General features: G+C 68.2%; 20 protein-coding genes. 11 read left to right on the top strand and 9 right to left on the bottom strand.

Translation table 11 applies throughout. From position 1 onward, the window contains the following. Nucleotides 1–20: 20 nt before the first annotated feature. The 6 genes from DDZ14_RS11625 to xdhA are packed head-to-tail and all read right to left on the bottom strand — an operon-like array spanning nucleotide 21 to nucleotide 8,335. Nucleotides 21–953, bottom strand: coding sequence for an ABC transporter permease (locus DDZ14_RS11625; RefSeq protein WP_109425154.1), 933 nt, complete (start codon nucleotides 951–953; stop codon nucleotides 21–23). Nucleotide 954: 1 nt separating this feature from the next. Beyond that, on the bottom strand, nucleotides 955–2,037 hold the full coding sequence (locus DDZ14_RS11620; RefSeq protein WP_109425153.1) for an ABC transporter permease: 1,083 nt from the start codon (nucleotides 2,035–2,037) through the stop codon (nucleotides 955–957). Next, on the bottom strand, nucleotides 2,024–3,568 hold the full coding sequence (locus DDZ14_RS11615; RefSeq protein ID WP_109425152.1) for an ABC transporter ATP-binding protein: 1,545 nt from the start codon (nucleotides 3,566–3,568) through the stop codon (nucleotides 2,024–2,026). Before DDZ14_RS11615 ends, DDZ14_RS11620 begins: the two co-directional genes overlap by 14 nt. Beyond that, on the bottom strand, nucleotides 3,565–4,551 hold the full coding sequence (xdhC, locus tag DDZ14_RS11610) for a xanthine dehydrogenase accessory protein XdhC (RefSeq protein ID WP_109425151.1): 987 nt from the start codon (nucleotides 4,549–4,551) through the stop codon (nucleotides 3,565–3,567). Before xdhC ends, DDZ14_RS11615 begins: the two co-directional genes overlap by 4 nt. Then, on the bottom strand, nucleotides 4,548–6,896 hold the full coding sequence (gene xdhB, locus DDZ14_RS11605; protein WP_109425150.1) for a xanthine dehydrogenase molybdopterin binding subunit: 2,349 nt from the start codon (nucleotides 6,894–6,896) through the stop codon (nucleotides 4,548–4,550). The genes xdhC and xdhB overlap by 4 nt, the downstream gene beginning before the upstream one ends. Next, entirely contained in the window at nucleotides 6,893–8,335 is a 1,443-nt protein-coding gene (gene xdhA / locus DDZ14_RS11600; RefSeq protein ID WP_109425149.1) for a xanthine dehydrogenase small subunit, read from the bottom strand. The genes xdhB and xdhA overlap by 4 nt, the downstream gene beginning before the upstream one ends. A 333-nt stretch (nucleotides 8,336–8,668) precedes the next feature. Between xdhA and dnaE the strand changes: the two genes are divergently transcribed. Then, entirely contained in the window at nucleotides 8,669–12,130 is a 3,462-nt protein-coding gene (dnaE, locus tag DDZ14_RS11595; RefSeq protein ID WP_109425148.1) for a DNA polymerase III subunit alpha, read from the top strand. Nucleotides 12,131–12,294: 164 nt separating this feature from the next. Beyond that, a complete protein-coding gene (locus DDZ14_RS11590) occupies nucleotides 12,295–13,551 on the top strand; it encodes a Xaa-Pro peptidase family protein (RefSeq protein WP_109425147.1) in 1,257 nt (418 codons plus the stop codon). 7 nt (nucleotides 13,552–13,558) lie between these two features. Here the strand turns inward: DDZ14_RS11590 and DDZ14_RS11585 are convergent, their stop codons facing one another. Then, nucleotides 13,559–13,768 (bottom strand): SlyX family protein, encoded by a 210-nt coding sequence (locus DDZ14_RS11585; RefSeq protein ID WP_109425146.1) that lies wholly within the window; start codon nucleotides 13,766–13,768, stop codon nucleotides 13,559–13,561. Nucleotides 13,769–13,914: 146 nt separating this feature from the next. On the opposite strand from DDZ14_RS11585, the gene hisS reads away from it, so the two are divergent. The 3 genes from hisS to hisG are packed head-to-tail and all read left to right on the top strand — an operon-like array spanning nucleotide 13,915 to nucleotide 17,269. Beyond that, the gene (gene hisS, locus DDZ14_RS11580; RefSeq protein ID WP_109425145.1) at nucleotides 13,915–15,471 is read left to right on the top strand and encodes a histidine--tRNA ligase; all 1,557 of its coding nucleotides are present in this window, start codon (nucleotides 13,915–13,917) and stop codon (nucleotides 15,469–15,471) included. Beyond that, the gene (locus tag DDZ14_RS11575; RefSeq protein ID WP_109425144.1) at nucleotides 15,471–16,571 is read left to right on the top strand and encodes an ATP phosphoribosyltransferase regulatory subunit; all 1,101 of its coding nucleotides are present in this window, start codon (nucleotides 15,471–15,473) and stop codon (nucleotides 16,569–16,571) included. The genes hisS and DDZ14_RS11575 overlap by 1 nt, the downstream gene beginning before the upstream one ends. Next, nucleotides 16,568–17,269: an ATP phosphoribosyltransferase gene (hisG, locus tag DDZ14_RS11570; RefSeq protein WP_109425143.1), complete on the top strand. Its 702-nt coding sequence runs from the start codon at nucleotides 16,568–16,570 to the stop codon at nucleotides 17,267–17,269. Before DDZ14_RS11575 ends, hisG begins: the two co-directional genes overlap by 4 nt. Before the next feature lie 38 nt (nucleotides 17,270–17,307). On the opposite strand, the gene DDZ14_RS11565 is transcribed toward hisG, so the two are convergent. Beyond that, nucleotides 17,308–17,742 carry a DUF1489 family protein gene (locus DDZ14_RS11565; protein WP_109425142.1) on the bottom strand — a complete coding sequence of 145 codons (435 nt, stop codon included), beginning with the start codon at nucleotides 17,740–17,742 and terminating at the stop codon, nucleotides 17,308–17,310. A 111-nt stretch (nucleotides 17,743–17,853) separates the two neighbouring features. Between DDZ14_RS11565 and DDZ14_RS11560 the strand changes: the two genes are divergently transcribed. From DDZ14_RS11560 to DDZ14_RS11545, 4 genes are all read left to right on the top strand, one after another. Then, nucleotides 17,854–20,343 (top strand): adenosylcobalamin-dependent ribonucleoside-diphosphate reductase, encoded by a 2,490-nt coding sequence (locus DDZ14_RS11560; protein ID WP_109425253.1) that lies wholly within the window; start codon nucleotides 17,854–17,856, stop codon nucleotides 20,341–20,343. A 13-nt stretch (nucleotides 20,344–20,356) separates the two neighbouring features. Next, nucleotides 20,357–20,776, top strand: a complete 420-nt coding sequence (gene fosX / locus DDZ14_RS11555) for a FosX/FosE/FosI family fosfomycin resistance hydrolase (RefSeq protein ID WP_109425141.1) — start codon at nucleotides 20,357–20,359, stop codon at nucleotides 20,774–20,776. Next, nucleotides 20,773–21,618 carry a DMT family transporter gene (locus DDZ14_RS11550; RefSeq protein WP_109425140.1) on the top strand — a complete coding sequence of 282 codons (846 nt, stop codon included), beginning with the start codon at nucleotides 20,773–20,775 and terminating at the stop codon, nucleotides 21,616–21,618. The genes fosX and DDZ14_RS11550 overlap by 4 nt, the downstream gene beginning before the upstream one ends. An 87-nt stretch (nucleotides 21,619–21,705) precedes the next feature. Next, nucleotides 21,706–22,662: a magnesium transporter CorA family protein gene (locus DDZ14_RS11545; RefSeq protein ID WP_109425139.1), complete on the top strand. Its 957-nt coding sequence runs from the start codon at nucleotides 21,706–21,708 to the stop codon at nucleotides 22,660–22,662. A gap of 13 nt (nucleotides 22,663–22,675) precedes the next feature. On the opposite strand, the gene DDZ14_RS11540 is transcribed toward DDZ14_RS11545, so the two are convergent. Further along, nucleotides 22,676–23,287, bottom strand: a complete 612-nt coding sequence (locus DDZ14_RS11540; protein WP_369914920.1) for a DUF1045 domain-containing protein — start codon at nucleotides 23,285–23,287, stop codon at nucleotides 22,676–22,678. 296 nt (nucleotides 23,288–23,583) lie between these two features. Between DDZ14_RS11540 and DDZ14_RS11535 the strand changes: the two genes are divergently transcribed. Both DDZ14_RS11535 and DDZ14_RS11530 read left to right on the top strand, forming a co-directional pair. Further along, on the top strand, nucleotides 23,584–24,012 hold the full coding sequence (locus tag DDZ14_RS11535) for an OsmC family protein (RefSeq protein ID WP_109425138.1): 429 nt from the start codon (nucleotides 23,584–23,586) through the stop codon (nucleotides 24,010–24,012). A gap of 161 nt (nucleotides 24,013–24,173) precedes the next feature. Continuing rightward, nucleotides 24,174–25,688, top strand: coding sequence for a malonyl-CoA synthase (locus DDZ14_RS11530; RefSeq protein WP_109425137.1), 1,515 nt, complete (start codon nucleotides 24,174–24,176; stop codon nucleotides 25,686–25,688). The last annotated feature ends 167 nt before the right edge of the window (nucleotides 25,689–25,855 follow it).

Raw genomic sequence — 25,855 nt, 5'->3', positions numbered from 1 at the left:
CGGTTCGTTGGTGCCGCGCCTCAACTCGAGGCGTGGAAGATCTTGCCAAGCGCGGCGGGCGCGTTGAGTGCCGCGCGCCCCCGGTCGGCGGACATGATGACCAGCACGAGAATGGTTATCAAATACGGGGCCATGGACAAGTATTCGACCGGCAACTCCAGCCCCGCGGCCTGCAGGTTGAGCTGCAGCACCGTCACGCCGCCGAAAAGATAGGCGCCCAGGAGTACGCCCCAGGGCCGCCATGAGGCGAAGACCACGATCGCCAGCGCGATCCAGCCCGCGCCCGCGGTCATGCCCTCGGTCCATTGCGGCACCCGGATCAGGCTCAGATACGCGCCGCCCAGCCCCGCGCAGGCGCCGCCGAAGGCGATCGCCATCAGCCGGATGCGCACCACCTTGTAGCCCAGCGCGTGGGCGGCGTCGTGGCTCTCTCCCACGGCGCGCAGGATCAGACCGGCGCGGGTGTATTTCAGCACCGCCCAGACGCAGGCCACGATCAGGATCGAGATATAGACCATGTAGTCGTGCTGGAAGAGCACGCGCCCCAGCACCGGCAGATCGGCCAGGAACGGCACGTCGAGCCGTGGCGAGGGCGGCGGCTTGATCCCGGCATAGCCCTGTCCCAGCAACGCCGAGAGCCCGAGCCCGAAGAGCGTCAGTGCCAGGCCCGTGGCCACCTGATTGGACAGGAAGAACTGCGTCAACACGCCGAAGACCAGCGCCAGCAGCGCGCCGCCGCCTGCCGCCGCAAGCAGGCCCAGCCAGGGGCTGGAGCTTTCCACCGCGATCGCGAAGCCGCAGATCGCGCCGGTGATCATCATGCCCTCGACCCCGAGGTTGAGCACGCCGGATTTCTCCACCACCAGCTCGCCGATCGCGGCCAGCAGGATCGGTGTCGCGGCGACCATCAGGCTGGCGATCAGCACCAGCGGATTGATTGCGGACAGATCCATGTCAGGCCACCTCTCTCTTGATCGGGCGGATGCGGTAATTGGCAAGTACGTCGAAGCCCAGCAGGAAGAAGAGCAGCATCCCCTGGAAGGCCTGGATTGCGGCCGCCGGCAGGCGCAGGTTGGCCTGCGCGATCTCGCCGCCGACATAGGTCAGCGCCATCAGCAGGCCGGCCAGCAGGATGCCCACCGGATGCAGCCGGCCCAGGAAGGCCACGATGATCGCGGTGAAGCCGTAGCCCACGTTGAAATCTATGGTGATCTGCCCGGCAGGGCCGGCGACCTCGAAAAGTCCGGCGAGCCCGGCGAGCGCCCCGGACGTGCCCAGGCAGAACGCCACCAGCAGCTTGGGGCGCACCCCGGCAAAGCGCGCGGCGCGCGCCGATTGCCCGGTCAGCCTGATCTGGTAGCCCAGAATGTGCCGGTTGAGCAGCACATAGGCGGCGATCACCGCAATGAATCCGGCGAGTACTCCGCCATGCATGCCTGTGCCCTCGATCAATTCCACGTTATGCGCGCTGGGATACTCCTGGAAGTTGCGCGAGCCCGGAAAGCCATGCCCGTCGGGGTTCTTGAGCAACCCCAGTGACATTTTAGCCAGCAATTGCTCGGCCACGTAGACCAGCATCAGCGAGACCAGGATCTCGTTTGTGCCGAAGCGGATCTTCAGCAGCGCCGGGATCATCGCCCAGGCCCAGCCGCCCAGCGCGCCGGCGAGGATCATCAGCGGAAAGATGTACCAGGCGTCGAGCGGATAGAAGGCCAGCCCTACCGCCGCGCCGGTGATCGCGCCGACGATGTACTGCCCCTCCGCGCCGATGTTCCAGATGCCGGCGCGGAAGCCCAGCGACAAGCCCAGCGCGATCAGGATCAGCGGCGCGGCTTTCACCAAGAGCTGCGCGCGGTAATACCAGGCGAACTCGCTGAAGATCGGGTCCCAGAAGATCGTGCGGATCGCCGCGACCGGGTCCTTGCCCAGGAAGGCGAAGAGCAGCCCGCCCGCGACCATCGTCGCGACCACCGCCACCACGGGCGTCATGATCGTCCAGAACCGCGAGGGGACGGGGCGTTTCTCAAGCCTCAACATGGCGGACCTCCGGGGCTGTCTGTGCAGGGGGTTCCATGTCATGCGCGCCGCCCATCATCATGCCGATTTCCTCCACCGTCAGGCCCTTGGCAGGGCGCCGCGCGGTCAGGCGGCCGCCATTGAGCGCGGCGAAGCGGTCGGAAATCTCCATCAGTTCGTCCAGATCCTGGCTGATGCAGATCACCGCCGTACCGCGTGCCGCGAGATCGAGCAGCGCCTGCCGGATCGCGGCGGCGGCCGAGGCGTCCACACCCCATGTCGGCTGGTTGACCACCAGCACGTCTGGGCGTTGCAGCACCTCCCGGCCGATTACGAATTTCTGCAGGTTGCCGCCCGAGAGCGCGCGCGCCACGTTCGACACGCCCGGTGTGCGCACGTCGAACTCCTTGACGATCCGGCGCGCGAAATCCTCCGCCGCGTCCCAGCGCAGGAACCCGCCCCGCGTCAGCCCCTCGCGGATCGCACCGGTCAGCAGCGCGTTTTCGGTCAGGCTCATATCCGGCGCGGCGGCATGGCCCAGCCGTTCCTCCGGGGCCGACAGGATGCCCAGCACCCGGCGCTCGTTCGGCCCCAGGTGACCCACCGGCCGGCCCTGGAACTTCACTGCCTCAGGCACCGCGCGCGCCTCGCCCGAAAGCGCTGCCAGCAACTCGTCCTGCCCGTTGCCCGCGACCCCGCCGATGCCCAGCACTTCGCCCGCGCGAACCGTGAAATGGATGTTCTTGAGCGACGTGCCGAACGGGTTGGCCGACTTGACCGACAGGCCGGTCACGTCGAGCACGATCTCGCCGGGTTCGGCCCCGTCGCGGGCCGGTGGTTTGAGCGCGCTGCCCACCATCATCTCCGCCAGTTCCGAGGCGGACTTTTCGCGCGGGTTGCAACTGCCCACGACGCGGCCCAGCCGCAGCACGGTCGCCCCGTCGCAGAGCGTCCGGATCTCGTCGAGCTTGTGGGAGATATAAAGGATCGCCGTGCCCTCCGCGGCGAGTGTGCGGAGCGTCTTGAATAGCACCTCCACCTCCTGCGGCGTCAGCACCGAGGTCGGCTCGTCCATGATCAGGAGCTTGGGATCCTGCAACAGGCAGCGGATGATTTCCACTCGCTGGCGTTCGCCGGCCGAAAGATCGCCCACCAGCCGGTCGGGGTCGAGCGGCAGCCCATAGGCTTCCGACACGTCGCGGATGCGTCGCGCCAGCTGGCGCTGCGGCGGCGGATCTTCCATGCCCAGCGCGACGTTCTCGGCCACGCTGAGCGCTTCGAAGAGCGAGAAATGCTGAAACACCATCGCCACCCCGCGGGCCCGCGCCTCCGACGGCTTGGAAGGCGAAAAGGGCTGGCGGTGCAGCGTCATCTGGCCCGCATCGGGCCGCACCAGACCGTAGATCATCTTCACCAGCGTCGATTTGCCCGCGCCGTTCTCGCCCAGCAGCGCATGCACCTCGCCCGGCGCGATGGCGAAGGTCACGTCGTCATTGGCCACGACGCCGGGATAGGCCTTGGTCAGCCCCTCGATGGTCAGCAAACTGGTCATGCGCGATTCTCCTGGGATTTCTGCCGGGCGGCGCCGGGGCGCAGCATTTCAGATGCCACGCCGATGGCGATGGCCCGCGGATGCTTGCCAAGTGCCGGATCGCCGATCGGGCAGTCGATGCGCGAGATTCGGGCAGGCGAATGGCCCAGTTGCCGAAGCCGGCGGCGAAAGCGTGCCCATTTCGTGGCCGACCCGATCAGCCCGGCGCGGGCGAAGCCGTGGCCCAGCAGGCGATGGCAAAGCTCCAGGTCGAGCGCGTGCGAATAGGTCAGTACCAGATGCTCGGCCGTGGCCGGGGCATGGGCCACCAGATCGGCCGGGTTGACCGCCACAAGCTGTGTGATGCCGTCGCGGACATCCTCCGGAAAGCGGTCGGCCGCTGTGTCGACCCAGGTGATCGCGAACTCCGGAAGCGGCGCCAGGGTGGCGACCAGCGCACGGCCCACATGGCCCGCGCCCCAGATCCATATCTCGCGCTGCGCCCGGCTGAGCGGCTCCACCATCCAGCCCTCGAGAAGCTGCGGTACGGGCGCGTGCCCGCCGCTGCGCGCCTGCGCGAGCAGCCGGCGCAGGGCCAGCGGCATCTCCGCGGCGCCGGAAACCGGGCGCGCCACCACGCCCGCCTCCGCTTCCGGCACCGCGGCGAAGATCTCGACCACCAGCACCACCGCGCCGCCGCAGCATTGACCCAGCGCCGGCCCCAGCGGGCGGCGCAGGATCAGCGCCGCCCCGCGCCCTTCATCTTTCTCCAAATACTCATGACCCGGCGCCGCCCGCGCCGCGGCCAGCCGGTCGCGTGCGATCCCGGCCGCCTCCCATTCCAGCGCGCCGCCGCCGATCGTGCCGGACTGCCCGCCGGGCCAGACCAGCATCGCCGCGCCCGGCTCGCGTGGGGCGGAGCCCGCCACCTCCGCGATCACCACGCGCGCAACCGGGCCGTGGCGCGCGATCGCCGCGCGCAGCGCCTCCGCATCGAAGCTCATGCCACGCCCTCCCTTTGGCGCGCCACCGCCGCCAGCACCCGTTCCGGCGTCGCCGGGGCGTCGAGTCCCGGATAGAGATGCCCGTCGCCGCAGGCCGCCACGGCATCCGAGAGCGCCATCAGCGCCGAGATGCCCAGCATCAGCGGCGGTTCGCCCACCGCCTTGGAACGATAGATCGTGTCCTCGCGGTTGCGGCCCCGGTCCCAGAGCGCGGCGTTGAAGATCTCCGGCCGATCCGAACAGGCCGGGATCTTGTAGGTCGAGGGCGCATGCGTCGCAAGCCGACCCCTCTCGTCCCAGACCAGTTCCTCGGTGGTCAGCCAGCCCGCGCCCTGTACGAATCCTCCTTCGACCTGTCCCATGTCCAGCGCCGGATTCAGCGAGGCGCCCGCATCATGCAGGATGTCCGCGCGCAGCATCCGGTACTCGCCGGTCAGCGTGTCGATCACCGCCTCGGTGACCGCCGCGCCATAGGCAAAATAGAAGAACGGCCGGCCGCGGCCTGCCACACGGTCCCAGGTGATCTTCGGTGTCGCATAGAACCCGGTGGCCGAAAGCGGCACTCGCGCGCGATATGCCCGCTCCGCAACCGCGGCGAAGTCGAGCCGCTCCTCGCCCACGAAGACCGCGCCATCGCGGAACGCCACCCGGTCGGGCGTGGTCTGGTGCTCGGCGGCCAGGAACTCCGCCAGCCGCGCGGTGATCTTGTCGCAGGCGGCCTTGACGGCCATGCCGTTCAAATCCGAGCCGGACGAGGCCGCGGTGGCCGAGGTGTTGGGCACCTTGCCGGTGTCGGTCGCGGTGATCTTGACGGCGTCGGGCGGCTGGCCGAAGCGCGCCGCGGCGACCTGCGCGACCTTCTGGAAAAGCCCCTGACCCATCTCCGTGCCGCCGTGGTTCATGTGGATCGAGCCGTCCTGGTAGAGATGCACCAGCGCCCCGGCTTGGTTGAGATGGGTCAGCGTGAAGGATATGCCGAACTTGACCGGCGTCAGCGCGATCCCGCGTTTGAGGACCGGGCTGCCGGCGTTCCAGCGCGCGATCTCCGCCCGCCGGGCACGGTAGTCCGAGCTCTCCAGCAGCGCTTCGGTGATCGCGCCGATCACGCAATCCTCCACCTCCATCCCGTAGGGCGTGGTCTGGACTTTCTTCTTGCCGGAAATATCCCCGGGGGGTGCGGGGGGCGGGCAGCCCCCCGCTTCCGGATCGTCGGCATAGTAATTCGCCCGCCGGATGCCGGCCGGGTCGCGGCCCAGCGCATGGGCGACATGGTCGATCACCCGCTCGATGCCGACCATGCCCTGCGGCCCGCCGAAGCCGCGGAAGGCGGTCGCGCTCTGGGTGTTGGTGCGCAGCCGGTGCGAGGTGATCCGCGCTGCCGGCAGGTGATAGGCGTTGTCGGCATGCAGCATGGCGCGGTCAGCCACGGGCATCGACAGATCCATCGCCCAGCCGCAGCGGGCAAATTGCTCGAAGATCACCGACAGGAGCCGCCCGTCGCCGTCGAATCCCGCCCGGTAGGCGATGCGGAAATCGTGGCGCTTGCCGGTGATTGTCATGTCGTCGTCGCGGTCGTAGCGCATCTTGCAGGCCCGCCCGGTCAGCCGCGCGGCCACGGCGCAGGCCACCGCCAGCGCGTTGCCCTGGCTTTCCTTGCCGCCGAAGCCGCCCCCCATACGGCGCACCTCGACGCGCACCGCGTTCATCGGCATGCCCAGGGCATGGGCAACCTTATGCTGGATCTCCGTCGGGTGCTGCGAGGAGGCATGCACCACCATGTCGCCGCCCTCCTGCGGCAGCGCCAGCGCCGCTTGGCCTTCCAGGTAGAAATGTTCCTGCCCACCCAGTTCCATCACGCCCTCGACCCGGCGGGGGGCGGCGGCCAGCGCGGCCTCCGCATCGCCCTTCTCCCAGGTTACCGGCGGCTCCAGCCGGCTGTCCGCGGCCAGCGCATCGTCCACGCTCAGCACCGGTGTCTCCTCGTCGCAGGCGATCCCGGCCAGGCGGGCGGCCTTGCGCGCGGCCAGATGGCTCGTCGCGACCACCAGGAAGACCGGCTGGCCCACATAGTGCACTGACCCGTCGCTCAGGAGCGGCTCGTCATGCACCGAGGGCGAGACGTCGTTGGCGCCGGGCAGGTCGGCGGCGGTCAGGACCGCGACGACACCCGGCGCGCGCCGCACCGGGTCGAGATCGAGCTTGGTGATCCAACCATGCGCCACCGGCGAGACCCCGAAGGCCAGGTGCAGGCAGCCCGCCGGCACCGGGATGTCGTCGATATAGCGCGCGGTTCCGGTGACATGCAGGCGCGCGGCGTCGTGGGGCAGGGGTTTCGCGATGCTCATGCCCGTACCTCCAGAACGCGGGTCGGTGCGGTGGCGCCGTCCTCCAGGAAATAGCGCATCAGCATGGCGCGCCCGGCTTCCATCCGGTAGCGGGCCGAAGCGCGCATGTCGTCGATCGGCTGGAAATCCCGGTCGAACGCCGCCTGCGCGGCGCGGATCGCCTCCTCGCACCAGTCCTGGCCTGTAAGTGCGGTCTCGACCGCGCAGGCGCGCCGGGGCGTGGCGGCCATGCCGCCGAAGGCGATGCGCGCCGCGGTGACCCTTCCATCCTCGACCGTGATGCTGAAACAGCCGCAGACCGCCGAGATATCCTGGTCAAACCGTTTCGACAGCTTGTAGCATTTCAGCCGGTCCGTCTGGCGCGGGATCGTCACCGCCTCGACAAACTCGCCGGGCGCGCGGTCCTGCTTGCCGTAATCGAGGAAGAAATCCTCCAGCGGCATCGAACGCCGTGCGTCGCCGCGGCGCAGGTGCAGGTCCGCGCCCAGCGCGATCAGCGCCGGCGGCCCGTCCCCGATCGGCGAGCCGTTGGCGATGTTGCCGCCGATCGTGGCCGCGCCGCGCACCTGGTCGGAGCCATAGCGGCGGATCAACTCGGCGAAATCGGGATGCAGGGGCGCGATGGCCTCGCGCAGGGCGTTGAGCGTCACGCCTGCGCCGATGCGCAGGCCGTCGGGCGTCTCCTCGATCCGGCGCAGTTCGGGGAGGTGGGCCAGGAAACAGGGTTTCGGCAGGTCACGCAGCGCCTTGGTCACCCAGAGCCCGACGTCCGTGGCCCCGCCGATCAGCGTGGCGTCGGGGTTCTCGGCATACCAGGCGGCCAGCGCGTCGAGATCGGCCGGCAGGAAGCCGTCGCCGGCCGGAGGGGGGCTTTCCGCCCCCCGCCCTTCGGGCCCCCCCGAGGATATTTCGGGCAAGAAGAAGCGGCGCAGCTTTTCGGCATCCTCGGCGATCCAGGCGGGGACCGGGGCGGCGGTTGCGGCCTCGGCGGCCCGGATGATCGGTGCGTAGCCCGTGCAGCGGCAGAGATTTCCCGCCAGCGCGTCGTTGAAGTCGCGTCTTCCATTGGCATGCGCGGCGGCCATGGCGACGACGAAACCGGGTGTGCAGAACCCGCATTGCGCGCCGTGATGGTCGATCATCGCCTGCTGCACGGGGTGGAGCGCGCCATCTGGACCGGAGATGCCTTCGACAGTGCGCAGCGCGCGGTGGTGGAGCTGGGGCAGGAAGAGGATGCACGCGTTGAGCGCGCGCCAGAGCGGGCGCGGTTTCGCTTCGGAGAGCACCATGACCGTGCAGGCCCCGCAATCGCCCTCGTTGCAGCCTTCCTTGGTGCCGGTCAGCCCGCGGCGCTCACGCAGCCAGTCGAGCAGGGTCTCGGTGGGCGAGACGGCGCGGAGTTCTACGGTCTCCCCGTTGAGAAGAAACGTGATGTCCATGGCATTATGCCCGCCGCGGTACCTCCGCCTTTGTTATGCGCGCCCCCCGATGCGGCGTAGAGGGGCACAGGCTTTCCCGTTCCAGAAGGCTACGCGGCAGGCAAATCGCTTGGCAAGGGTGGAATCGCCGACGCGCGGTCTGTGGCGCAAGCGATGGCTGTGTGGGGGCGATCCGTGATTTTCGTTTCATATCATGAGATTGTGACATGTGTAGAAGCAAAGGGCCGCGTTTTCTTGAAAGTCCTTCAATCGGGAGCGGGCAATTCCCGCCCTGCCGCGCAGGTGCGGCATTGGGGGCTTTTCGCACCGCGCGCGCCCACCTAATGTGCCCCCATGAGCATCCAGCCCCGATTCATCCATCTCCGCCTGCATAGCGAGTATTCGCTTCTGGAAGGTGCGGTGCCGGTCAAGAAGCTGGCGGGCCTCTGCCGCGCCGCGGGGATGCCGGCCGTCGCCGTGACCGACACCAACAATCTCTTCGCGGCGCTGGAATTTTCCGTCGCGGCCGCGGGCGAGGGCATCCAGCCGATCGTCGGCTGCCAGATGAGCCTCGATTACGAGGAGCCCCAGCCCGGCGAGCGGGCCGCCGATCCGGCGCCGGTCGTGCTGCTGGCGCAGAACGAGGCGGGCTACCGGAACCTGCTCAAGCTCAACACCTGCCTGCATCTGCGCCGCGACGGGCAGGCGGCAAGGCTGCTGCCCGCGGAGTTGGAGCGCCATGCCGACGGGCTGATCTGCCTCACCGGCGGGGCGGAAGGGCCGGTCGGGCGGCTCTTGCGGGGCGGGCACCGGGACCGCGCCGAGGCGCTGGTGGCGCGGCTCGCGCGGGCCTTCGCCGACCGGCTTTACATCGAGGTGCAGCGCCATCCCGGCGGCGACGGGCCGCGCACCGCCGCGGAGGCCGAGACCGAACCGGGTTTCGTCGAGATCGCCTATGGCGCCGATCTGCCGCTTGTGGCGACCAACGACGTCTATTTCCCCGATCCGGAGGTGTACGAGGCGCATGACGCGCTGATCTGCATCGCCGAGGGGGCCTATGTGGACCAGGCGGGGCCGCGGCGGATGCTGACGCCGCAGCATTCCTTCAAGTCGCCGGAGGAGATGGCCGCGCTGTTCGCCGACCTGCCGGAGGCCGTGGAAAACACCGTCGAGATCGCCCGGCGCTGCGCCTTCCGGGTGGAGACGCGCGACCCGATCCTGCCGCGCTTCGCCGAGGACGAGGTCGACGAGTTGCGTCGGCAGGCCCGCGAGGGGCTGGCCCGGCGGCTGGAGGTCATCCCCCATGCCGCCAGCGTGGAGGACTACGAAAAGCGCCTCGAATTCGAGCTTGGCATCATCGAGGGGATGGGGTTCCCCGGCTATTTCCTGATCGTCGCCGATTTCATCAAATGGGCCAAGGAGCACGACATTCCGGTGGGGCCTGGGCGCGGCTCGGGCGCGGGCAGCCTCGTGGCCTATGCGCTGACCATCACCGATCTGGACCCGCTGCGCTACAGCCTGCTCTTCGAGCGCTTCCTGAACCCCGAGCGGGTGAGTATGCCGGACTTCGACATCGACTTCTGCATGGACCGCCGCGAGGAGGTGATCGAATACGTCCAGCGCAAATACGGCCGCGAGAAGGTGGCGCAGATCATCACCTTCGGCGCGCTCCTCAGCAAGGCGGCGGTGCGCGACGTGGGGCGTGTCCTGCAGATGCCGTATGGCCAGGTGGACCGGCTGTCGAAACTCATTCCGGTGGAGGGGGTGAAGCCCGTCTCCATCGGCAAGGCGCTGGCCGACGAGCCGCGCCTGCGCGACGAGGCGCGGGGCGAGGAGGTGGTGGGCCGCATGCTCGACTACGCGCAGCGGGTGGAGGGGCTCTTGCGCAACGCCTCGACCCATGCGGCGGGCGTCGTGATCGGCGACCGGCCGCTCGACGAGTTGGTCCCGCTCTACCAGGATCCGCGCTCGGACATGCCGGCCACGCAGTTCAACATGAAATGGGTGGAGCAGGCGGGGCTGGTGAAGTTCGACTTCCTCGGCCTCAAGACGCTGACCGTGATCCAGAACGCGGTCGATCTGCTCAGGCTCCGGGGCGTGGACGTCGATCCGGGGATGATCCCGCTCGACGATGCGAAGACCTACGAGCTTTACGCCAGCGCCAAGACGGTGGCGGTGTTCCAGGTGGAAAGCTCGGGTATGATGGATGCGCTCAGGCGCATGAAGCCCACTTGCATCGAGGATATCGTGGCGCTGGTGGCGCTCTACCGTCCCGGCCCGATGGAGAACATCCCGAAATATTGCGAGGTCAAGAACGACCTCAGCGAACGCGACCGGCTGCATCCCAGTATCGACCATATCCTGGACGAGACCCAGGGCATCATCGTCTACCAGGAACAGGTGATGCAGATCGCCCAGGAAATGGCGGGCTACACGCTGGGCGGCGCCGATCTGCTGCGCCGCGCCATGGGCAAGAAGATCAAGGAGGCGATGGACGCCGAACGTCCCAAGTTCATCGAGGGGGCGAAGGCGAACGGGGTCGATGACGCGAAGGCGCTGGAAGTCTGGAACCTGCTGGAGAAATTCGCCAATTACGGCTTCAACAAGTCTCACGCCGCGGCCTATGCGGTGGTCAGCTACCAGACGGCCTGGCTCAAGGCCAACCACCCGGTGGAATTCATGGCCGCGGTGATGAACTGCGACATCCACCTGACCGACAAGCTCAACATCTACAAGCGCGAAGTCGACCGGCTGGGCATCGGGCTGGTGCCGCCCTGCGTCAACCGCTCGGAAGCGATGTTCACCGTGCGCGACGGCGAGATCGTCTATGCGCTGGGCGGGCTGAAGAACGTGGGCGTGGAGGCGATGCGCATGATCGTCGCGGCACGGCGTACCGAGGGCGGCGAGCGGCCGTTCCGCGACCTTTTCGATTTCGCCGACCGGGTCGATCTGAAGCGCATCGGCAAGCGGTCGCTGGAGATGCTGGCGCGCGCCGGGGCTTTCGATGCGCTCGACCGCAACCGCGCGCGGGTCTTCGCCGGGCTCGACGCGCTGACCGGTTATTCCGCAGCGGTGCACGAGGACCGCAGCTCGGCGCAGGTCTCGCTGTTCGGGGACGGGGGCGAGGCACTGCCCAAGCCGCGCCTCCCGGACCCGGAGGACTGGATGCCGGCCGAGCGGCTGGCGGCAGAGCATCAGGCGGTGGGCTTCTACCTGTCCGGCCATCCGCTGGACGACTACATGCCCGCGCTTCGGCGCAAGGGCGTCATGACGCTGGCGGAGGTGGAGAGGAAGGTCGCCGCCGGGCCTGCCGCGGTCAAGCTGGCGGGCGCCGTGTCCGCCCGGCAGGAACGCAAGTCGGCCCGCGGCAACCGCTTCGCCTTCGTGCAGCTTTCGGACCCGTCGGGGCTCTACGAGGTCACGGTCTTCTCCGACACGCTGGAGGCGGCGCGCGACCATCTGGAGCCGGGGACCAACGTGGTGCTCTCGGTCGAGGCGACGCTGGAATCCGAGCAGCTCAAGCTGCTGGCGCGCGGGGTGCAGCCCGTTGACGGGGTCGTGGCCGATGCGGGCGCGGCGGGAATGCGCGTCTATCTCGACCGCGAGGCCGCGCTGGAGACCGTCGCGCGGGTGCTGGACCGCGCCCGCGCCGAGGCCGCGGGGCCGCGCGGGCGTGGGCCGGTCGCGCTCTGCCTCATGGCGCCCGACCTGCCGGGCGAGGTGGAGGTCACGCTGCCCGACGAGTTCCCCGTCACGCCGCAGGTCCGGGGCGCAATCAAGAGCCTGGCCGGCGTGGTGACCGTCGAGGAATTCTGAGTCGGGCAGCGCGGTTGCCGGGAAAATCGCCGTCGCCATCGGGGATGGCAAATCCTTGCGAAATCCCGTCATGACCACTGGTTTTCCATTGCGAAGAGAATTTCCAGTCTTTTGTTGCGGTTCGGGATCGGGGAGACTTGCCGTCAAGACAGGAGACACCGGATATGGCCGAACTGGACTGGCACGCCGAACGCAGCGATTTGCAGAATCTCGCCCTGCTGGACCGGGCGCCGGATGACGCCGGCATAGACCTTGTGGCGGTGCGCCGTTACCGGCAGGCGCGGGTTCGCCACGAAATGGCGCAGCGCGGTATCGGCGCGGTCATCCTGAGCGACCCGGTTAATATCCGGTATGCCACCGGCACTCGGAACATGCAGGTCTTTTCGATGCGCAACGCGCCGTCGCGTTACCTGCTGCTCACCGCCGAGCGCTCCATCCTCTTTGAATTCACAGGCTGCCTGCATCTGGCATCGGGGTTCGAGACAGTGGACGAGGTGCGGCCTGCCAGGACCGCCAGTTTCGTTGCCGCGGGGCCGCATATCGCCGAGCGCGAACGCGCGTGGGCGGCGGAAATGGCCGATCTGATCCACACGCTCGTGGGCCGCGGCGCGACCGTCGGGCTGGAACGGCTCAACGCCGGCACCGCACTCGCCTTGCAGGCGCAGGGCCTGACGCTGGTCGATGCGCAGGAGCCGGTGGAGATGGCTCGCGCGATCAAGTCTCCGGAGGAGATGAAATGCGTGAACGCCTCGCTCCGGGCGACCGAGACCGCCGTGGGCCATCTGCGCGATGCGATCCGCCCCGGACTGACCGAGACGCAGCTCTGGTCGGTGCTGCACCAGTCGGTGATCGCGCAGAACGGCGATTACGTGGAAACCCGGCTGCTCAATGCCGGCGCGCGCACCAACCCGTGGTTTCAGGAGGCCTCGCCCAAGGTGATCGAACCGGACGAGCTGATCGCGCTCGATACCGATGTGGTGGGGTGTCACGGCTATTACGCGGATTTCTCGCGAACGTTCCATTCCGGGCCCGGTCGCCCGTCAGCCCAACAGCGCGAGCTTTACAAGCTGGCGCATGAACAGGTGCATCACAACATGGGCATCCTGGCGCCGGGGATGAGCTTTCGCGACTATGCCGATGCGGCCTGGAACATTCCGGAGAAATACCACGCCAACCGTTACTACCTCTCGGCGCATGGCGTGGGCATGACGGGGGAGTACCCATATCTGTACCATCGCGGCGATTTCCCGGATGCCGGCTATGACGGGGAAATCCGCCCCGGCATGACGCTCTGCGTGGAAAGCTATATTGGCGAGGACGGCGGCGCCGAGGGCGTGAAACTGGAACAGCAGGTCCTGGTCACCGAGACCGGGGTGGAACTGCTGTCGCGCTTTCCCTTCGAGGACGCGCTGCTGGCCTGAGCCGCGCTTACCAGTGCGGCGGGGTCCAGTCCGCCAGCGGGACGGTGCCGCCCTGATCGGTCTCGCGCTCGGCCTCGCGCGCCAGCAGAAGCTCCACCCGGCGCGACAGGCGCTCGATTTCTCGCTCCTGGCGCAGCGCGGTGTCGGACATCTCCTCCAGCGCGCGTTCCAGATGCGCGATGCGCTCTTCCAGCTTCAGGTTGCGGTCGTCGTCCATGCGGTCCTCCCGCCTGCCACATAGCCGCGCGCCCGGCCGAATGCCAGTGCGAAGCGGATTGGGCCCTGTCGGGCCTGTCCGGCTTGCCGTCCAACCGGGCATGGGCTAGGACGCGCGGGATCATTGCGCGCAGGGGCGAAGGCGACATGGCGAAGGACAAGAAGCTGAAACAGCGGCGGCCGCGGGCCGAGGCGCCGAAGGGCTTTCGGGATTATTTCGGCGCCGAGGTGACCGAACGCGATGCGATGTTGCGCAAAATCGCGGCGGTCTATCATCGCTACGGGTTCGATCCACTGGAGAGCCCGGCCGTCGAGACCGTCGAGGCGCTGGGCAAGTTCCTGCCCGACGTGGACCGCCCCAATGAGGGCGTCTTCGCCTGGCAGGAGGATGACGACAGCGACTGGCTTGCGCTGCGCTACGACCTGACCGCGCCGCTAGCGCGGGTGGCCGCGCAGCACCGCAACGACCTGCCCGCGCCCTATCGTCGCTACGCGATGGGCCCGGTCTGGCGCAACGAGAAGCCGGGGCCGGGGCGGTTCCGGCAGTTCTATCAATGCGATGCGGATACGGTAGGGTCTGCCAGCATGGCGGCGGATGCCGAGATGTGCGCCATGCTGGCGGATGCGCTGGAGGCGGTCGGGATCGAGCGCGGCGACTACCTCATCCGGGTGAACAACCGGAAGGTTCTGAACGGGATCATCGACAAGGTAATGGGCCGTGTCTTCGCACCTGAACAACGGGAGGGTGATCCCGCCGTCGTTGAGAAGGCCATGAACGTTGGAGAGCGAAGAGCGTATGAAATTGCTGACGACATCATGCGAACTCTCGACAAGTTTGACAAAGTCGGCGTCGCGGGTGTTACCGAACTACTTACAGACGGCAGGACGGATGCTTCGGGCGCTTTCATCCCCGGATTGAGAATGCCGCCGTTAGTAGTCGAGAGTTTGGTAAAGTTCCTTGGGGCGAAAGCTGAAGACAACTCGGCAACGGTGGCGAACCTGCGAGAACTCGTTGAAGGATCGCCACAAGGCGAGGACGGCGTTACCGAACTCGAACAGATCGCCGAGCTCCTGGCGGCACAAGGCTACGGCGCCGACCGCATCGTCATCGACCCCTCCGTCGTGCGCGGCCTCGGCTACTACACCGGCCCGGTCTTCGAGGCGGAACTCACCTTCGAGTTCTCCGACGAGAAGGGCAACCCGCGCCAGTTCGGCTCGGTCGCGGGCGGCGGGCGCTATGACGATCTGGTCAAGCGCTTCACCGGGCAGGCGGTTCCGGCGACGGGCATCTCCATCGGGGTGGACCGGCTGCTGGCCGCGCTGCGCGCCAAGGGCCGCGCGGGGGGTGACGCGCCGGGGCCGGTTGTCGTCACCGTGATGGACCGCGACCGGATGGCCGACTATCAGAAGATGGCGGCGGAGTTGCGTGCCGCCGGCATCCGGGCGGAGGTCTATCTGGGCAACCCGAAAAACTTCGGCAACCAGCTCAAATACGCCGACAAGCGCGGCTCCCCCATCGCCATCATCGAGGGCGAGAGCGAGCGCGAGCAGGGCGTCGTGCAGATCAAAGACCTGGTGCTGGGCGCGAAGATCGCCGCCGAGGCCAGCCTGGAGGAATGGAAGAGCCAGCCTGCGCAGTTCGAGGTCTCGCGCGGGGATCTGGTGGCGGCGGTGCGGCGGTTACTGGACAAAGGGACCGCCTGATGGTCAGCGCCGCGCGCCTTGCCGAACGCGCCGAGGCCGAGCGGCTGCTGGCGGTCTTCACCGCGGCCGGGGCCGTGCAGGTGGAGGCCGACCTGCTGCAACCGGCGGGCACGCTGCTCGATCTCTATGGCGAGGATATCCGCGCCCGCGCCTACACCACCCGCGATCCCGTCCGGGGCGAGATGATGCTGCGCCCCGACTTCACCGTGCCGGTGGTGCAGATGCACATGGCCGAAGGGGCGGAGCCCGCGCGCTATGCCTATGCCGGCCCCGTCTTCCGCATGCAGGAGGAGGAGAGCGACCGCGCCTGCGAATACATGCAGGTGGGCTACGAGGTCTTTGACGGCGCCGACCCGGCGGCGGCCGATGCCGAGGTCTTCGCGCTCTTTGCCGAGACGCTGGCGCCGCTGGGGCTGACGGCCTCCACCGGCGATATCGGTGTGCTGACTGCCGCGGTGGCGGGGCTCTCGACGACCGCCCGGCGGAAGGCCGCGCTGATGCGCCATATCTGGCGGCCCCGGCGGTTCCGCGCGCTGCTGGACAGGTTCGGCGGGCGCAGCGCGCCCCCGGCCACGCGCACCGCACTTCTGGCCGCGGCCGAGGAGGTCGGCGCCGAGGCGCTGATCGCGGCGGCAGGCCCGGTGATCGGGCTGCGCGGCTCGGAGGAGATCGCGGCGCGGATCGAGGCGTTGCGCGCCGATGCCGCCGAGCCGCCCGTGCCCGAAGCGGAACGCGACGTGATCGAGCGTATCCTGGCGCTTCGCGGTACGATGGACGAGGCGTTGCGCGCGCTGGAGACGCTGGCCGCCGGGATGCCCGCGCTCACCCCCGCGCTGGACCGCCTGGCGGCGCGCCGCGACGCGCTGGCCGCGCGCGGTGTTGCGGCTGGTGCGCTGGGTTTCGAGGCCAGCTATGGCCGCACCGCGCTGGAATATTATGACGGCTTTGTCTTCGGCTTCGGCGGGAACGGCACAGGTCGCGCGCCGGTGGCCACCGGCGGGCGCTACGACGCGCTGACCCGCGTTCTGGGACAGGGACGCGAGATCCAGGCGGTGGGCGGCGTGATCCGACCCGCGGAAGTGCTGGAGGCGGGGCGATGACGATCAAGCTGGGACTGCCCTCCAAGGGGCGTCTGATGGAACAGACCTTCGACTGGTTCGCCGCGCGCGGCGTGCAGATGCGGCGCACAGGATCGGAGCGCGAATATGCCGGCGCGGTCGAGGGTGCGGCTGGCGTGTCGCTGGTGCTGCTCTCGGCCGGAGAGATCCCGAGGGAACTGGCCACCGGGCGCATCCATCTGGGGGTGACGGGCACCGACCTGGTGCGCGAGAAGATCGCCGGCTGGGCCGCGCGGGTGGAGGAGATCACGCCGCTGGGCTTCGGCTTCGCCGACCTGGTGCTTGCGGTGCCCGCGGCCTGGGTCGATGTAGATACGCTCGACGATCTGGACGCGGCGGCGGCGGCGTTCCGCGCCCGTCACGGCCACCGCCTGCGCATCGCCACGAAGTATCACCGGCTGGTGCGCGACTATCTGCGCGCGCATGGGGTGGCCGATTACCAACTCGTGGACAGCCAGGGCGCGACCGAAGGGACTGTGGCCAACGAGACGGCCGAGGCGATCGCCGACATCACCTCGTCGGGCGAGACGCTGCGCGCCAACCACTTGAAGGTGCTGGGCGACGGGCCGGTGCTGCGAAGCCAGGCGACGCTCTTCCGCGCGCGCGACGCCGACTGGTCGGGGACCAAGGCGCGCAATTTCCGGGCGCTGATGAAGACGCTGGGCCTGCCGCCGGGCTGACACGCACCGACCTGCGGCGATCGCGTGTCGAAAACGGCTCAGCGCACCCCGATCTCGGCCAGCGCGGTGGCCAGCGCGGGCGGTAACGCCTCCTCCCGCGTGCGGGTTTTCGGCAGGTCGCGCGGCGCGTCTTGCGGCTTGAGATAGCGCCAGCCCTGGAACGGGCGCCGGGCGGCGGCCTCGGTGCGGACGATCTCGGCGCCCAGCACGATGCCGCAGCGGCGGATGCCGTCCTCGCCGATCACCTCGTCCAGCCGGATCACCCGCTGGCGGGCCTGGATCACGCCCTTGATCACCCAGTAGAGCGACCCGCCATCCAGCAATTCGTCGGCGCGTTTCGGCCACATCCGCGTGACGTGCCGGGGCAGGCCATGCGGGTTCGTCGCGGCGCGGCCCGCCTGCCAGCGCGCCAGGTCTTCCACGGTTTCGGTGCCGACGCAGAGTTTCAGCAGGTTGATATGTGAACAGGCCATCAAGGAATCAATATAATGGTAGGACGGTGCGACGGCGACCTATTTCTTGCGCTTGCACCTTGAAAAGCTTAGTCTGGAAGACCTTCTCTGACGCCTATGAGGATCTGCTGGATGACTGCATTTTCCGCCCCCATCGCCGAGCAGATATGGGATATGAAATACCGCCTGAAGCAGGCGGACGGCACTCCGGTCGACCAGACGGTCGAGGATAGCTGGCGGCGGATCGCGCGGGCCCTGGCCGTTGTCGAGGACGCGCCGGAGGAGTGGGAAGACCGCTTCTATGCCGCGCTGGAGGATTTCCGCTTCCTGCCGGCGGGCCGGATCACCGCGGGCGCGGGAACGGCGCGGGACGTCACGCTCTTCAACTGTTTCGTGATGGGCACGGTGCCCGACAGCATGGCGGGCATTTTCGACATGCTCAAGGAAGCCGCGCTGACCATGCAGCAGGGTGGTGGAATCGGCTACGACTTCTCCACCATCCGTCCCAAGGGCGCGCCGGTGCATGGCGTGGCGGCGGATGCGTCGGGGCCGCTGTCCTTCATGGATGTGTGGGACGCTATGTGCCGCACCATCATGTCGGCGGGGTCGCGCCGCGGGGCAATGATGGCAACGATGCGCTGCGACCATCCCGATATCGAGGATTTCATCACCGCCAAGCAGGACGCGGCGCGGCTGCGGATGTTCAACCTCTCGGTTCTCGTGACGGACGATTTCATGGACGCGGTGAAGGCCGACGGATCATGGGACCTGACATTCGGCGGGCGGGTCTATCACACGGTCGAGGCGCGGGTGCTGTGGGACCGGATCATGCGCGCGACCTACGATTATGCCGAGCCCGGCGTGATCTTCATCGACCGGATCAACGCGATGAACAACCTGGCCTATTGCGAGACGATCGCGGCCACGAACCCCTGTGGCGAGCAGCCCCTGCCGCCCTATGGCGCCTGCCTCCTGGGCTCGATCAACCTGGCGCGGCTCGTGACTGACCCGTTCGGCGAGGCCGCCGCGCTGGACGACGATGCGCTCGACGATCTGGTGCGCGTGGCGGTGCGGATGATGGACAATGTCGTGGATGTCTCGCGCTTCCCGCTGCCGCAGCAGGCCGAGGAGGCGCGCAACAAGCGGCGCATCGGGCTGGGTGTGACCGGGCTGGCGGATGCGCTGCTGATGCTTGGGCTGCGCTATGGCTCCGACGAGGCGGCGGCGCAGACCGAGGCCTGGCTGAAGCGGCTGGCGCGCAGCGCCTACCTGGCCTCGGCCGATCTGGCGCGCGAGAAGGGGGCGTTCCCGCTCTTCGATGCGGAGAAATACCTGGCCAGCGGATCGCTGACCCATATGGATGCGGATGTACGCGACGCCATCGCCCGGCACGGCATCCGCAACGCGCTGCTGACCTCGATCGCGCCCACCGGCACGATCAGCCTCTATGCCGGCAATGTCTCGTCGGGGATCGAGCCGGTCTTTGCCTACACCTACACCCGCAAGGTGCTTCAGAAGGACGGCTCCCGCACCGAGGAGGAGGTGGAAGACTACGCGGTCCGGATCTGGCACGAGAAATTCGGCGACCTGGAACTGCCGGAGTATTTCGTGAACGCCCAGACCCTGGCGCCGCTGGAGCATGTGAAGATGCAGGCGGCGGCGCAGAAATGGGTGGATTCGTCGATCTCCAAGACCATCAACTGCCCCGAGGATATCGGTTTCGAGGCGTTCAAGGACGTCTACATGCAGGCCTGGGACTCGGGTTGCAAGGGCTGCACGACCTACCGCCCCAACGCGGTGACGGGGAGCGTGCTGAGCGTGGCTGAGGTGAAGCCCACGGACCTGGCCACGCGCCTCTCCGCGCTGATGAAGAAAAAGCGATTGAAGGCAGCCGCGCTGTCGAAGAAGGCCGGGCTGAAGCCGCGCGCCATCACCGATATTCTGGAGAGGCGCACCAAGACCCCCGGAGCCGATACAATCCTGGCGCTCGCAAAGGCTCTGGATGTAGAGATTGCCGCCCTTCTCGACGATGCAGCGCCGCGCGAGGTCGTCGCTCTAAGCGACTCCGTACCCGCCACCCCGCATGGCGACGTGGTCTATATCTCCGAACCGCTCGACCGGCCCGAGGCGCTGGACGGGCTGACCTACAAGATCAAGTGGCCCGGCTCGGAACACGCGATCTACATCACCATCAACGATATCATCGTGAACGGGCATCGCCGGCCCTTCGAGGTCTTCATCAACTCCAAGAACATGGAGCATTTCGCCTGGACGGTGGCGCTGACGCGGATGATCTCGGCGGTGTTCCGGCGCGGCGGCGACGTGTCCTTCGTGGTGGAGGAACTGAAAGCCGTCTTCGACCCGCGCGGCGGCGCCTGGGTGCAGGGCAAATACATCCCCTCGATCCTGGCGGCCATCGGCGGGGTGATCGAGGAACACCTGATCGCCATCGGCTTCATCGACGCCGCCGGGGCGGGGCTGAAATCCGACCCGCACGGCATCCCCGCGCCGGGCGCGGGCCTGCCGCGCGGTCCGGCCTGTTCGAGCTGCGGCAGCTACGAGATGCGGATGATCGAAGGCTGCATGACCTGCGCCGATTGCGGCTTCAGCAAATGCGGATGAGCGGACAGGCACGTTGAGCAGCGGGCTGTCGCATGTCACCTTCATCAGCGCCGATCCGGACCGGATGCGGGACGTGCTCGAACAGGTGCTGGACGCGCGCTGCGTCTATGACAGCGGATTGGAGACCTTTTCCGTCTCCGAAGAGCGTTTCTTTATGGTGGGCGATGTCTGGGTGGCGGTCATGCGGGGGCCGCCGCTGCCCGCGCGCAGCTACAACCACGTGGCCTTTCGGATAGGCGAGGGCGAGTACGACGCGAAACTGGCCCGGATCGAGGCGCTGGGCCTCGAACTTCGCCCGCCCCGCCCGCGCGTCGATGGCGAGGGCCGCTCGATTTATTTCTACGGGCCCGACAACCACCTGTTCGAGTTGCACACAGGCACGCTGGCGCAGCGGCTTGCGCGGTATGCGCAGGGCCGGGGGCCGCAACGTTGAGCGCCGGGGTCTTCGCCATCGTTCTGCTGGCTGCGCTGCTGCACGCGGTCTGGAATGCGCTGGTCAAGAGCGGTGCGGACAAGACAGTGGCGATGCTGGCTGTGGTGCTGGGGCAGGGTTTGGCGGGGCTCGCCGGGATGGGCGTTGCGCCGCTGCCTAATCCGGCCTGCTGGCCCTGGCTTCTGGGCGGGCTGATCCTGCATCTGGGGTATCAGACCTTTCTCGTGGCGGCCTACCGGCTGGGCGATCTTACGCAGGTCTATCCGATCGCTCGCGGCGTCTCGCCGCTGCTGGTGGCCGGCGGCTCGGCGCTGATCCTGGGGGTCGCCTTCACCGCGCTGGAATTGCTGGCCATCGCCATGATCGCGATCGGGATCGCCTCGATCAGTCTGGTGCGGCGGGCCGACGGGATTTTCCAGGGCAAGGCCGCGGCACTGGCGCTGGTGACCGGCGGGTTCATCGCCTCCTATTCGCTCAATGATGGCATCGGCGCGCGGGTGGCGGGTACTGCGTTGGGTTTCTACGGCGCGCTGGCTGTTCTGAACGCGCTGGCCTGCGCGGGGCTGGCGGCGTTCTGGCGACCGGCGCTGATCACTGCGGCGCTGCGCGAGGCGCGGGTGCTGCTGGTCGGCGGCGGCGCATCCTTCACCGCCTATGCGCTGGTCGTCCACGCCTTCACCCTGGCGCCGATCGCGCTGGTCACGGCCCTGCGCGAGACGAGCATCGTCTTTGCACTGCTGATCGGCGTGGCCTTCCTGGGCGAGCGGCTGAACCTGATGAAGGTCGTGGCCACGGCGATGACGCTGGCGGGCGCGGCGCTGCTGCGGTTGTCGAAGGGCTGACTGGCGCGCGCCGCCCGCGCGTCGCGGCACTGGCCGGATACGCCGTGAGGCGCTAGCAAGAGGGGGCAGCAGCAGGGAGGCCGCCGGATGATCCTCAAGTATATCGCAATGGGGCCGGGGCTGGCGGTGCGCGACGGCATCGCCCCGGAGGAGGCGATCTGGCTCGACCTGGTGGAGCCGACGGATGACGAGCGCGCGGCGCTCTCGGCGCGTTACGGCGCCGCGATCCCGAGCCTGGCCGACCAGGAAGAGATCGAGCAGTCCTCGCGGCTTTATCTCGACAACGGCCTGCCGGTGATGACGGTGCTCCTGCCCGCGCGCAGCGCCAGCGGCGAGGCCGAGATCGGGCCTGTGACATTCATCCTGACGAAGGATCAGCTTGTCACGATCCGCCATCACGGCCCGCGCCCCTTCGAGACCTTCCCGCCGCGCGCCGGGAGGGCGTCGCTGGGCTGCCGTAGTGCCGAGGCGGTCCTGATGGGGCTGCTGGAGGAGATCATCGACCGGCTGGCCGACATCACCGAAATGGCGGGCGGGGAGATCGACAGAACGTCCCGCGGCGTGTTTCGCCCAGAGGCGGCCGAGAAAATCGACCACCGCGAGACCCTGCGCCGGATCGGCCAGACCGACACGCTTGTCATGCAGCTCTCCGAGAGCCTGCTGACGGTGGATCGGATGCTGGGATTCCTGCTGACGGTCTCGGACGCCGGCGAGCATCGCCGCGCCTTCCGCGCCGCGCTGAAGAGTCAGCAGCGCGACGTGCGCACGATTACCGAACAGACGGCATTCCTGCAACAGAAGGCCGCCTTCCTGCTGGACGCGACGCTGGGGTTGATCAATATCGAGCAGAACGCGATCATCAAGATATTCTCGGTCGCCGCGGTGGTCTTCCTGCCGCCGACTCTCATCGCCTCGATCTACGGGATGAATTTCCAGGTCATGCCGGAGCTCGGAACGCGCTACGGTTATCCCGCGGCGCTGGGGGCGATGGTGCTCTCGGCGGTGATCCCGCTGGTCTATTTCAAGCGCAAGGGCTGGTTCTGACCGGCCTGCCCGGTCAACCGCCGTGGCCGAGCGGGGTCCGGTGGAGAAGCCGGAAAAACCCCTCCGCATCCTCGCCGAAAAGGCAGATCTCGCGCACCGGATGCGGCTCTGCAAGGACCGGGGCGAAATGCGCCGCCGCGGCCCGGCGCAGGGGCTCGATCTCCGCCCGCTCCAGCGGCCCTGTAAGGGTGATGTGGAAGCGGAACTCCGCCATCACGTAAGGGTAGCCCCAGCGTTGGAGCATCTCCTCCTGCCGGGGTGTGAGGCCTGCGGTCCGCCGGCGGCCGAGCTCCACCGCGTCGGGGGGTGCGCGAAAAGGCTCCGGCGCGGCGACGCAGTCGTGCGCCAGCGCGTTGAGCGCGGGGCAGGGCGCGCGCGGCAAGAGAGCCAGAAACCGCCCGACCGAGGCGACGCGGAGGCCGGGCAGGTCGACGGGCGCGTGCCTGCGGGCCAGCGCGGCGAGCGACAGTTCAAGCTGCGCGGGGCTGCGCCAGGCGGCCAGTCGGAAGGGCGGCTTCAGCGTGGCATGGAACCCGTAGCGGCGCGGGGTTGCCGTGACCTCGGCCAGCGGCCGGGGCAGGCCGGGTGGCGCCGGAGGCGCGGGTGCCGCGCCGCCATCCGGCAATGCCCCAGCCAGGCCGCGCCCAGATGCGCAAGCGGGCTCCCGGCGGGCGGGGCGAAATAGACTGCATAGCGTCTGAAAACCGTCATCGGGCCTCCGTCTCCGCGCGGTGATGCCAGCGGGATGTTACACGCTTGCGACGGTGGTGCGACAGGGCCGGCGCGGCGGGGCGCGCGTTGAAATCGCGCCTCGCGGCTCCATCTGGAGGGGCAGGGGCCGGGAAAGCCGCAGACCACGCCGCGGGGCACGGACGGCGCCGGCTTCCTTCACGATCCGACGGACAGAAAGGACGGAGAGACATGAAACGCAACGCATCCGCAATCTGGAACGGGGATCTCGCATCGGGCGCCGGAACCATCTCGACACCCAGCGGCGTGCTGGACGACGCGCGCTATTCCTTCCGGACCCGCTTTGAGGACGGTGTCAACGGCACCAACCCGGAGGAGTTGATCGCCGCCGCCCATGCAGGCTGCTTCTCGATGGCGCTCAGCCACGAACTTGCGCAGGCGGGGCATGATCCCAAGAGCGTCTCCACCAAGGCCACCGTGCAACTGGACGAGGCCGATGGCGGTTTCGCCATCACCCGCATCCATCTCGACGCCGATGCACATGTGCCGGGCATCGACCAGGCGGAGTTTGACCGGATCGCGGAAGGGGCCAAGGAAGGCTGCCCGGTCTCGAAGGTACTTGACGCCGAGATTGAACTCGACATCCGGCTGAACGCCTGAGGCCGCCGCGTGGGTCGCGCGAGGGTCAACGCCCTTTACGATCGCGCCGGGATTTCGCAAAAGCAGGACGGAGCCGCGCCCCGGACGGACAGGTTCGGGGTGCGGGCCGTCATTGCCCCCGTGCGCGGCCGCGGCTCGGGGCGGGATATGGGAGCGGGCCGATGGCAAATCCTCTTTACGACACGCTTTTTGCGCCCCATGCCGGGAAGCCGACGCCATTCCTTCATCTCGCGGACGGACGCAGCCTGAGCCATGCGGCGTTCCTCGACCTCGCCGGGCGCGTCGCGAATGCGCTGGCCGGGTTCGGGCTCGCCCCCGGCGACAGGGTCGCGGTGCAGGTCGCGAAATCGGCCGAAGCGCTGGCGCTCTACGCGGCCTGCGTGCAGGCGGGGCTTGTCCTGCTGCCGCTCAATACCGCGTACATGGCCGGTGAGGTGGGTTACTTCGTCGAGGACAGCGGCGCGCGGCTCTTCGTCTGCGATCCCGGAGGGGCCGAGGCGCTGGCCGGCATAGCAGCCCGCACTGGCGCCCGGCTGGAGACGCTCGGCGCCGATGGCGGCGGAACGCTGGCGGAAATGGCGGCGGCGATGCCCACGGATTTCGCCACCGTGGCGCGTGGCCGGGACGATCTGGCGGCGCTTCTCTATACCTCGGGGACGACCGGGCGCTCCAAGGGCGCGATGCTCACACAGGAGAACCTGCTGTCGAACGCGCTGACGCTGACGGACTGCTGGCGCTTCGGCGCGGGTGACGTGCTGCTCCACGCCCTGCCGATATTCCACACCCACGGGCTTTTCGTCGCGGTCAATGTCACGCTGGCCGCGGGTGGCGCGATGATCTTCCTGCCGGGTTTCGATCTCGACACGATCATTGCGCATTTGCCGCGGGCCACTGCGATGATGGGCGTGCCGACCTTCTATACGCGCCTGCTGGCCGATCCCCGCTTCGACCGCGACCTGACCACGCATATGCGGCTCTTCGTGTCCGGCTCCGCCCCGCTTCTGGCCGAGACCCATCGCCGGTTCGAGACGCGCACCGGCCACCGGATCCTGGAACGCTACGGCATGACCGAGACCGGCATGAACAGCTCCAACCCCTATGACGGCGAAAGGCGCGCGGGCACGGTCGGCTTCCCGCTGCCCGGCGTGGAAATCAAGATCACCGATCCGCAGACCGGCGCGCGGCTGCCCGACGGCGCGGTCGGGCAGATCGAGGTGCGCGGGCCCAATGTCTTCAGGGGCTACTGGAACATGCCCGAAAAGACCGCCGAGGAGTTGCGCCCGGACGGCTTCTTCATCACTGGTGATCTGGGCCGTTTCGACGCGCAAGGCTACCTCGCGATCGTGGGACGCAACAAGGACCTCATCATCTCCGGCGGCTACAATATCTACCCCAAGGAGATCGAGGAGGTGATCGACGCGGTCCCCGGCATCGCGGAGAGCGCGGTGATCGGCGTGCCGCATCCCGATTTTGGTGAAAGCCCGGTGGCGTTGTTGGTCTGCGAGCCGGGCGCGACGCCCGATCTCGACATGGTGCAGGAGCGGATCGCGGTTGCCCTGGCCGCCTTCAAGCGCCCGCGCCGGCTGATCGTCGTCGACGAGTTGCCGCGAAACACGATGGGAAAGGTCCAGAAAGCCGCGCTGCGCGACCGCTACGCCGCCGCGCTTGCGGGATGAGGCCGGGCCGATATCCCCCGGATCATGTCTGCCGGAAAAATGGTGCCCGGGGGCTGCTGTGGCTCCCGGTTCTATTCCCGTTACAGGCACCCTCGATGGGCTTCCCTTCAATGAAACAAGGGGTATCCGGAAGGTGGAATCCTCGTCAAGGGGCACCCGTTGGTCTA

This window comes from Maritimibacter sp. 55A14 (assembly GCF_003122205.1).
In the GTDB taxonomy this organism is placed as follows: Bacteria; Pseudomonadota; Alphaproteobacteria; order Rhodobacterales; family Rhodobacteraceae; genus QEYE01.
The sequence above is the reverse complement of the archived record's forward strand: the minus strand, read 5'-3'. Positions and strand labels throughout refer to the sequence as shown.

What these genes read in the sequence shown, in the direction of transcription:
- DDZ14_RS11625 (WP_109425154.1), bottom strand. Translation starts at nt 953, where the DNA reads ATGGATCTGTCCGCAATCAATCCGCTGGTGCTGATCGCCAGCCTGATG.
- DDZ14_RS11620 (WP_109425153.1), bottom strand. Translation starts at nt 2,037, where the DNA reads ATGTTGAGGCTTGAGAAACGCCCCGTCCCCTCGCGGTTCTGGACGATC.
- DDZ14_RS11615 (WP_109425152.1), bottom strand. Translation starts at nt 3,568, where the DNA reads ATGACCAGTTTGCTGACCATCGAGGGGCTGACCAAGGCCTATCCCGGC.
- xdhC (WP_109425151.1), bottom strand. Translation starts at nt 4,551, where the DNA reads ATGAGCTTCGATGCGGAGGCGCTGCGCGCGGCGATCGCGCGCCACGGC.
- xdhB (WP_109425150.1), bottom strand. Translation starts at nt 6,896, where the DNA reads ATGAGCATCGCGAAACCCCTGCCCCACGACGCCGCGCGCCTGCATGTC.
- xdhA (WP_109425149.1), bottom strand. Translation starts at nt 8,335, where the DNA reads ATGGACATCACGTTTCTTCTCAACGGGGAGACCGTAGAACTCCGCGCC.
- dnaE (WP_109425148.1), top strand. Translation starts at nt 8,669, where the DNA reads ATGAGCATCCAGCCCCGATTCATCCATCTCCGCCTGCATAGCGAGTAT.
- DDZ14_RS11590 (WP_109425147.1), top strand. Translation starts at nt 12,295, where the DNA reads ATGGCCGAACTGGACTGGCACGCCGAACGCAGCGATTTGCAGAATCTC.
- DDZ14_RS11585 (WP_109425146.1), bottom strand. Translation starts at nt 13,768, where the DNA reads ATGGACGACGACCGCAACCTGAAGCTGGAAGAGCGCATCGCGCATCTG.
- hisS (WP_109425145.1), top strand. Translation starts at nt 13,915, where the DNA reads ATGGCGAAGGACAAGAAGCTGAAACAGCGGCGGCCGCGGGCCGAGGCG.
- DDZ14_RS11575 (WP_109425144.1), top strand. Translation starts at nt 15,471, where the DNA reads ATGGTCAGCGCCGCGCGCCTTGCCGAACGCGCCGAGGCCGAGCGGCTG.
- hisG (WP_109425143.1), top strand. Translation starts at nt 16,568, where the DNA reads ATGACGATCAAGCTGGGACTGCCCTCCAAGGGGCGTCTGATGGAACAG.
- DDZ14_RS11565 (WP_109425142.1), bottom strand. Translation starts at nt 17,742, where the DNA reads ATGGCCTGTTCACATATCAACCTGCTGAAACTCTGCGTCGGCACCGAA.
- DDZ14_RS11560 (WP_109425253.1), top strand. Translation starts at nt 17,854, where the DNA reads ATGACTGCATTTTCCGCCCCCATCGCCGAGCAGATATGGGATATGAAA.
- DDZ14_RS11545 (WP_109425139.1), top strand. Translation starts at nt 21,706, where the DNA reads ATGATCCTCAAGTATATCGCAATGGGGCCGGGGCTGGCGGTGCGCGAC.
- DDZ14_RS11535 (WP_109425138.1), top strand. Translation starts at nt 23,584, where the DNA reads ATGAAACGCAACGCATCCGCAATCTGGAACGGGGATCTCGCATCGGGC.
- DDZ14_RS11530 (WP_109425137.1), top strand. Translation starts at nt 24,174, where the DNA reads ATGGCAAATCCTCTTTACGACACGCTTTTTGCGCCCCATGCCGGGAAG.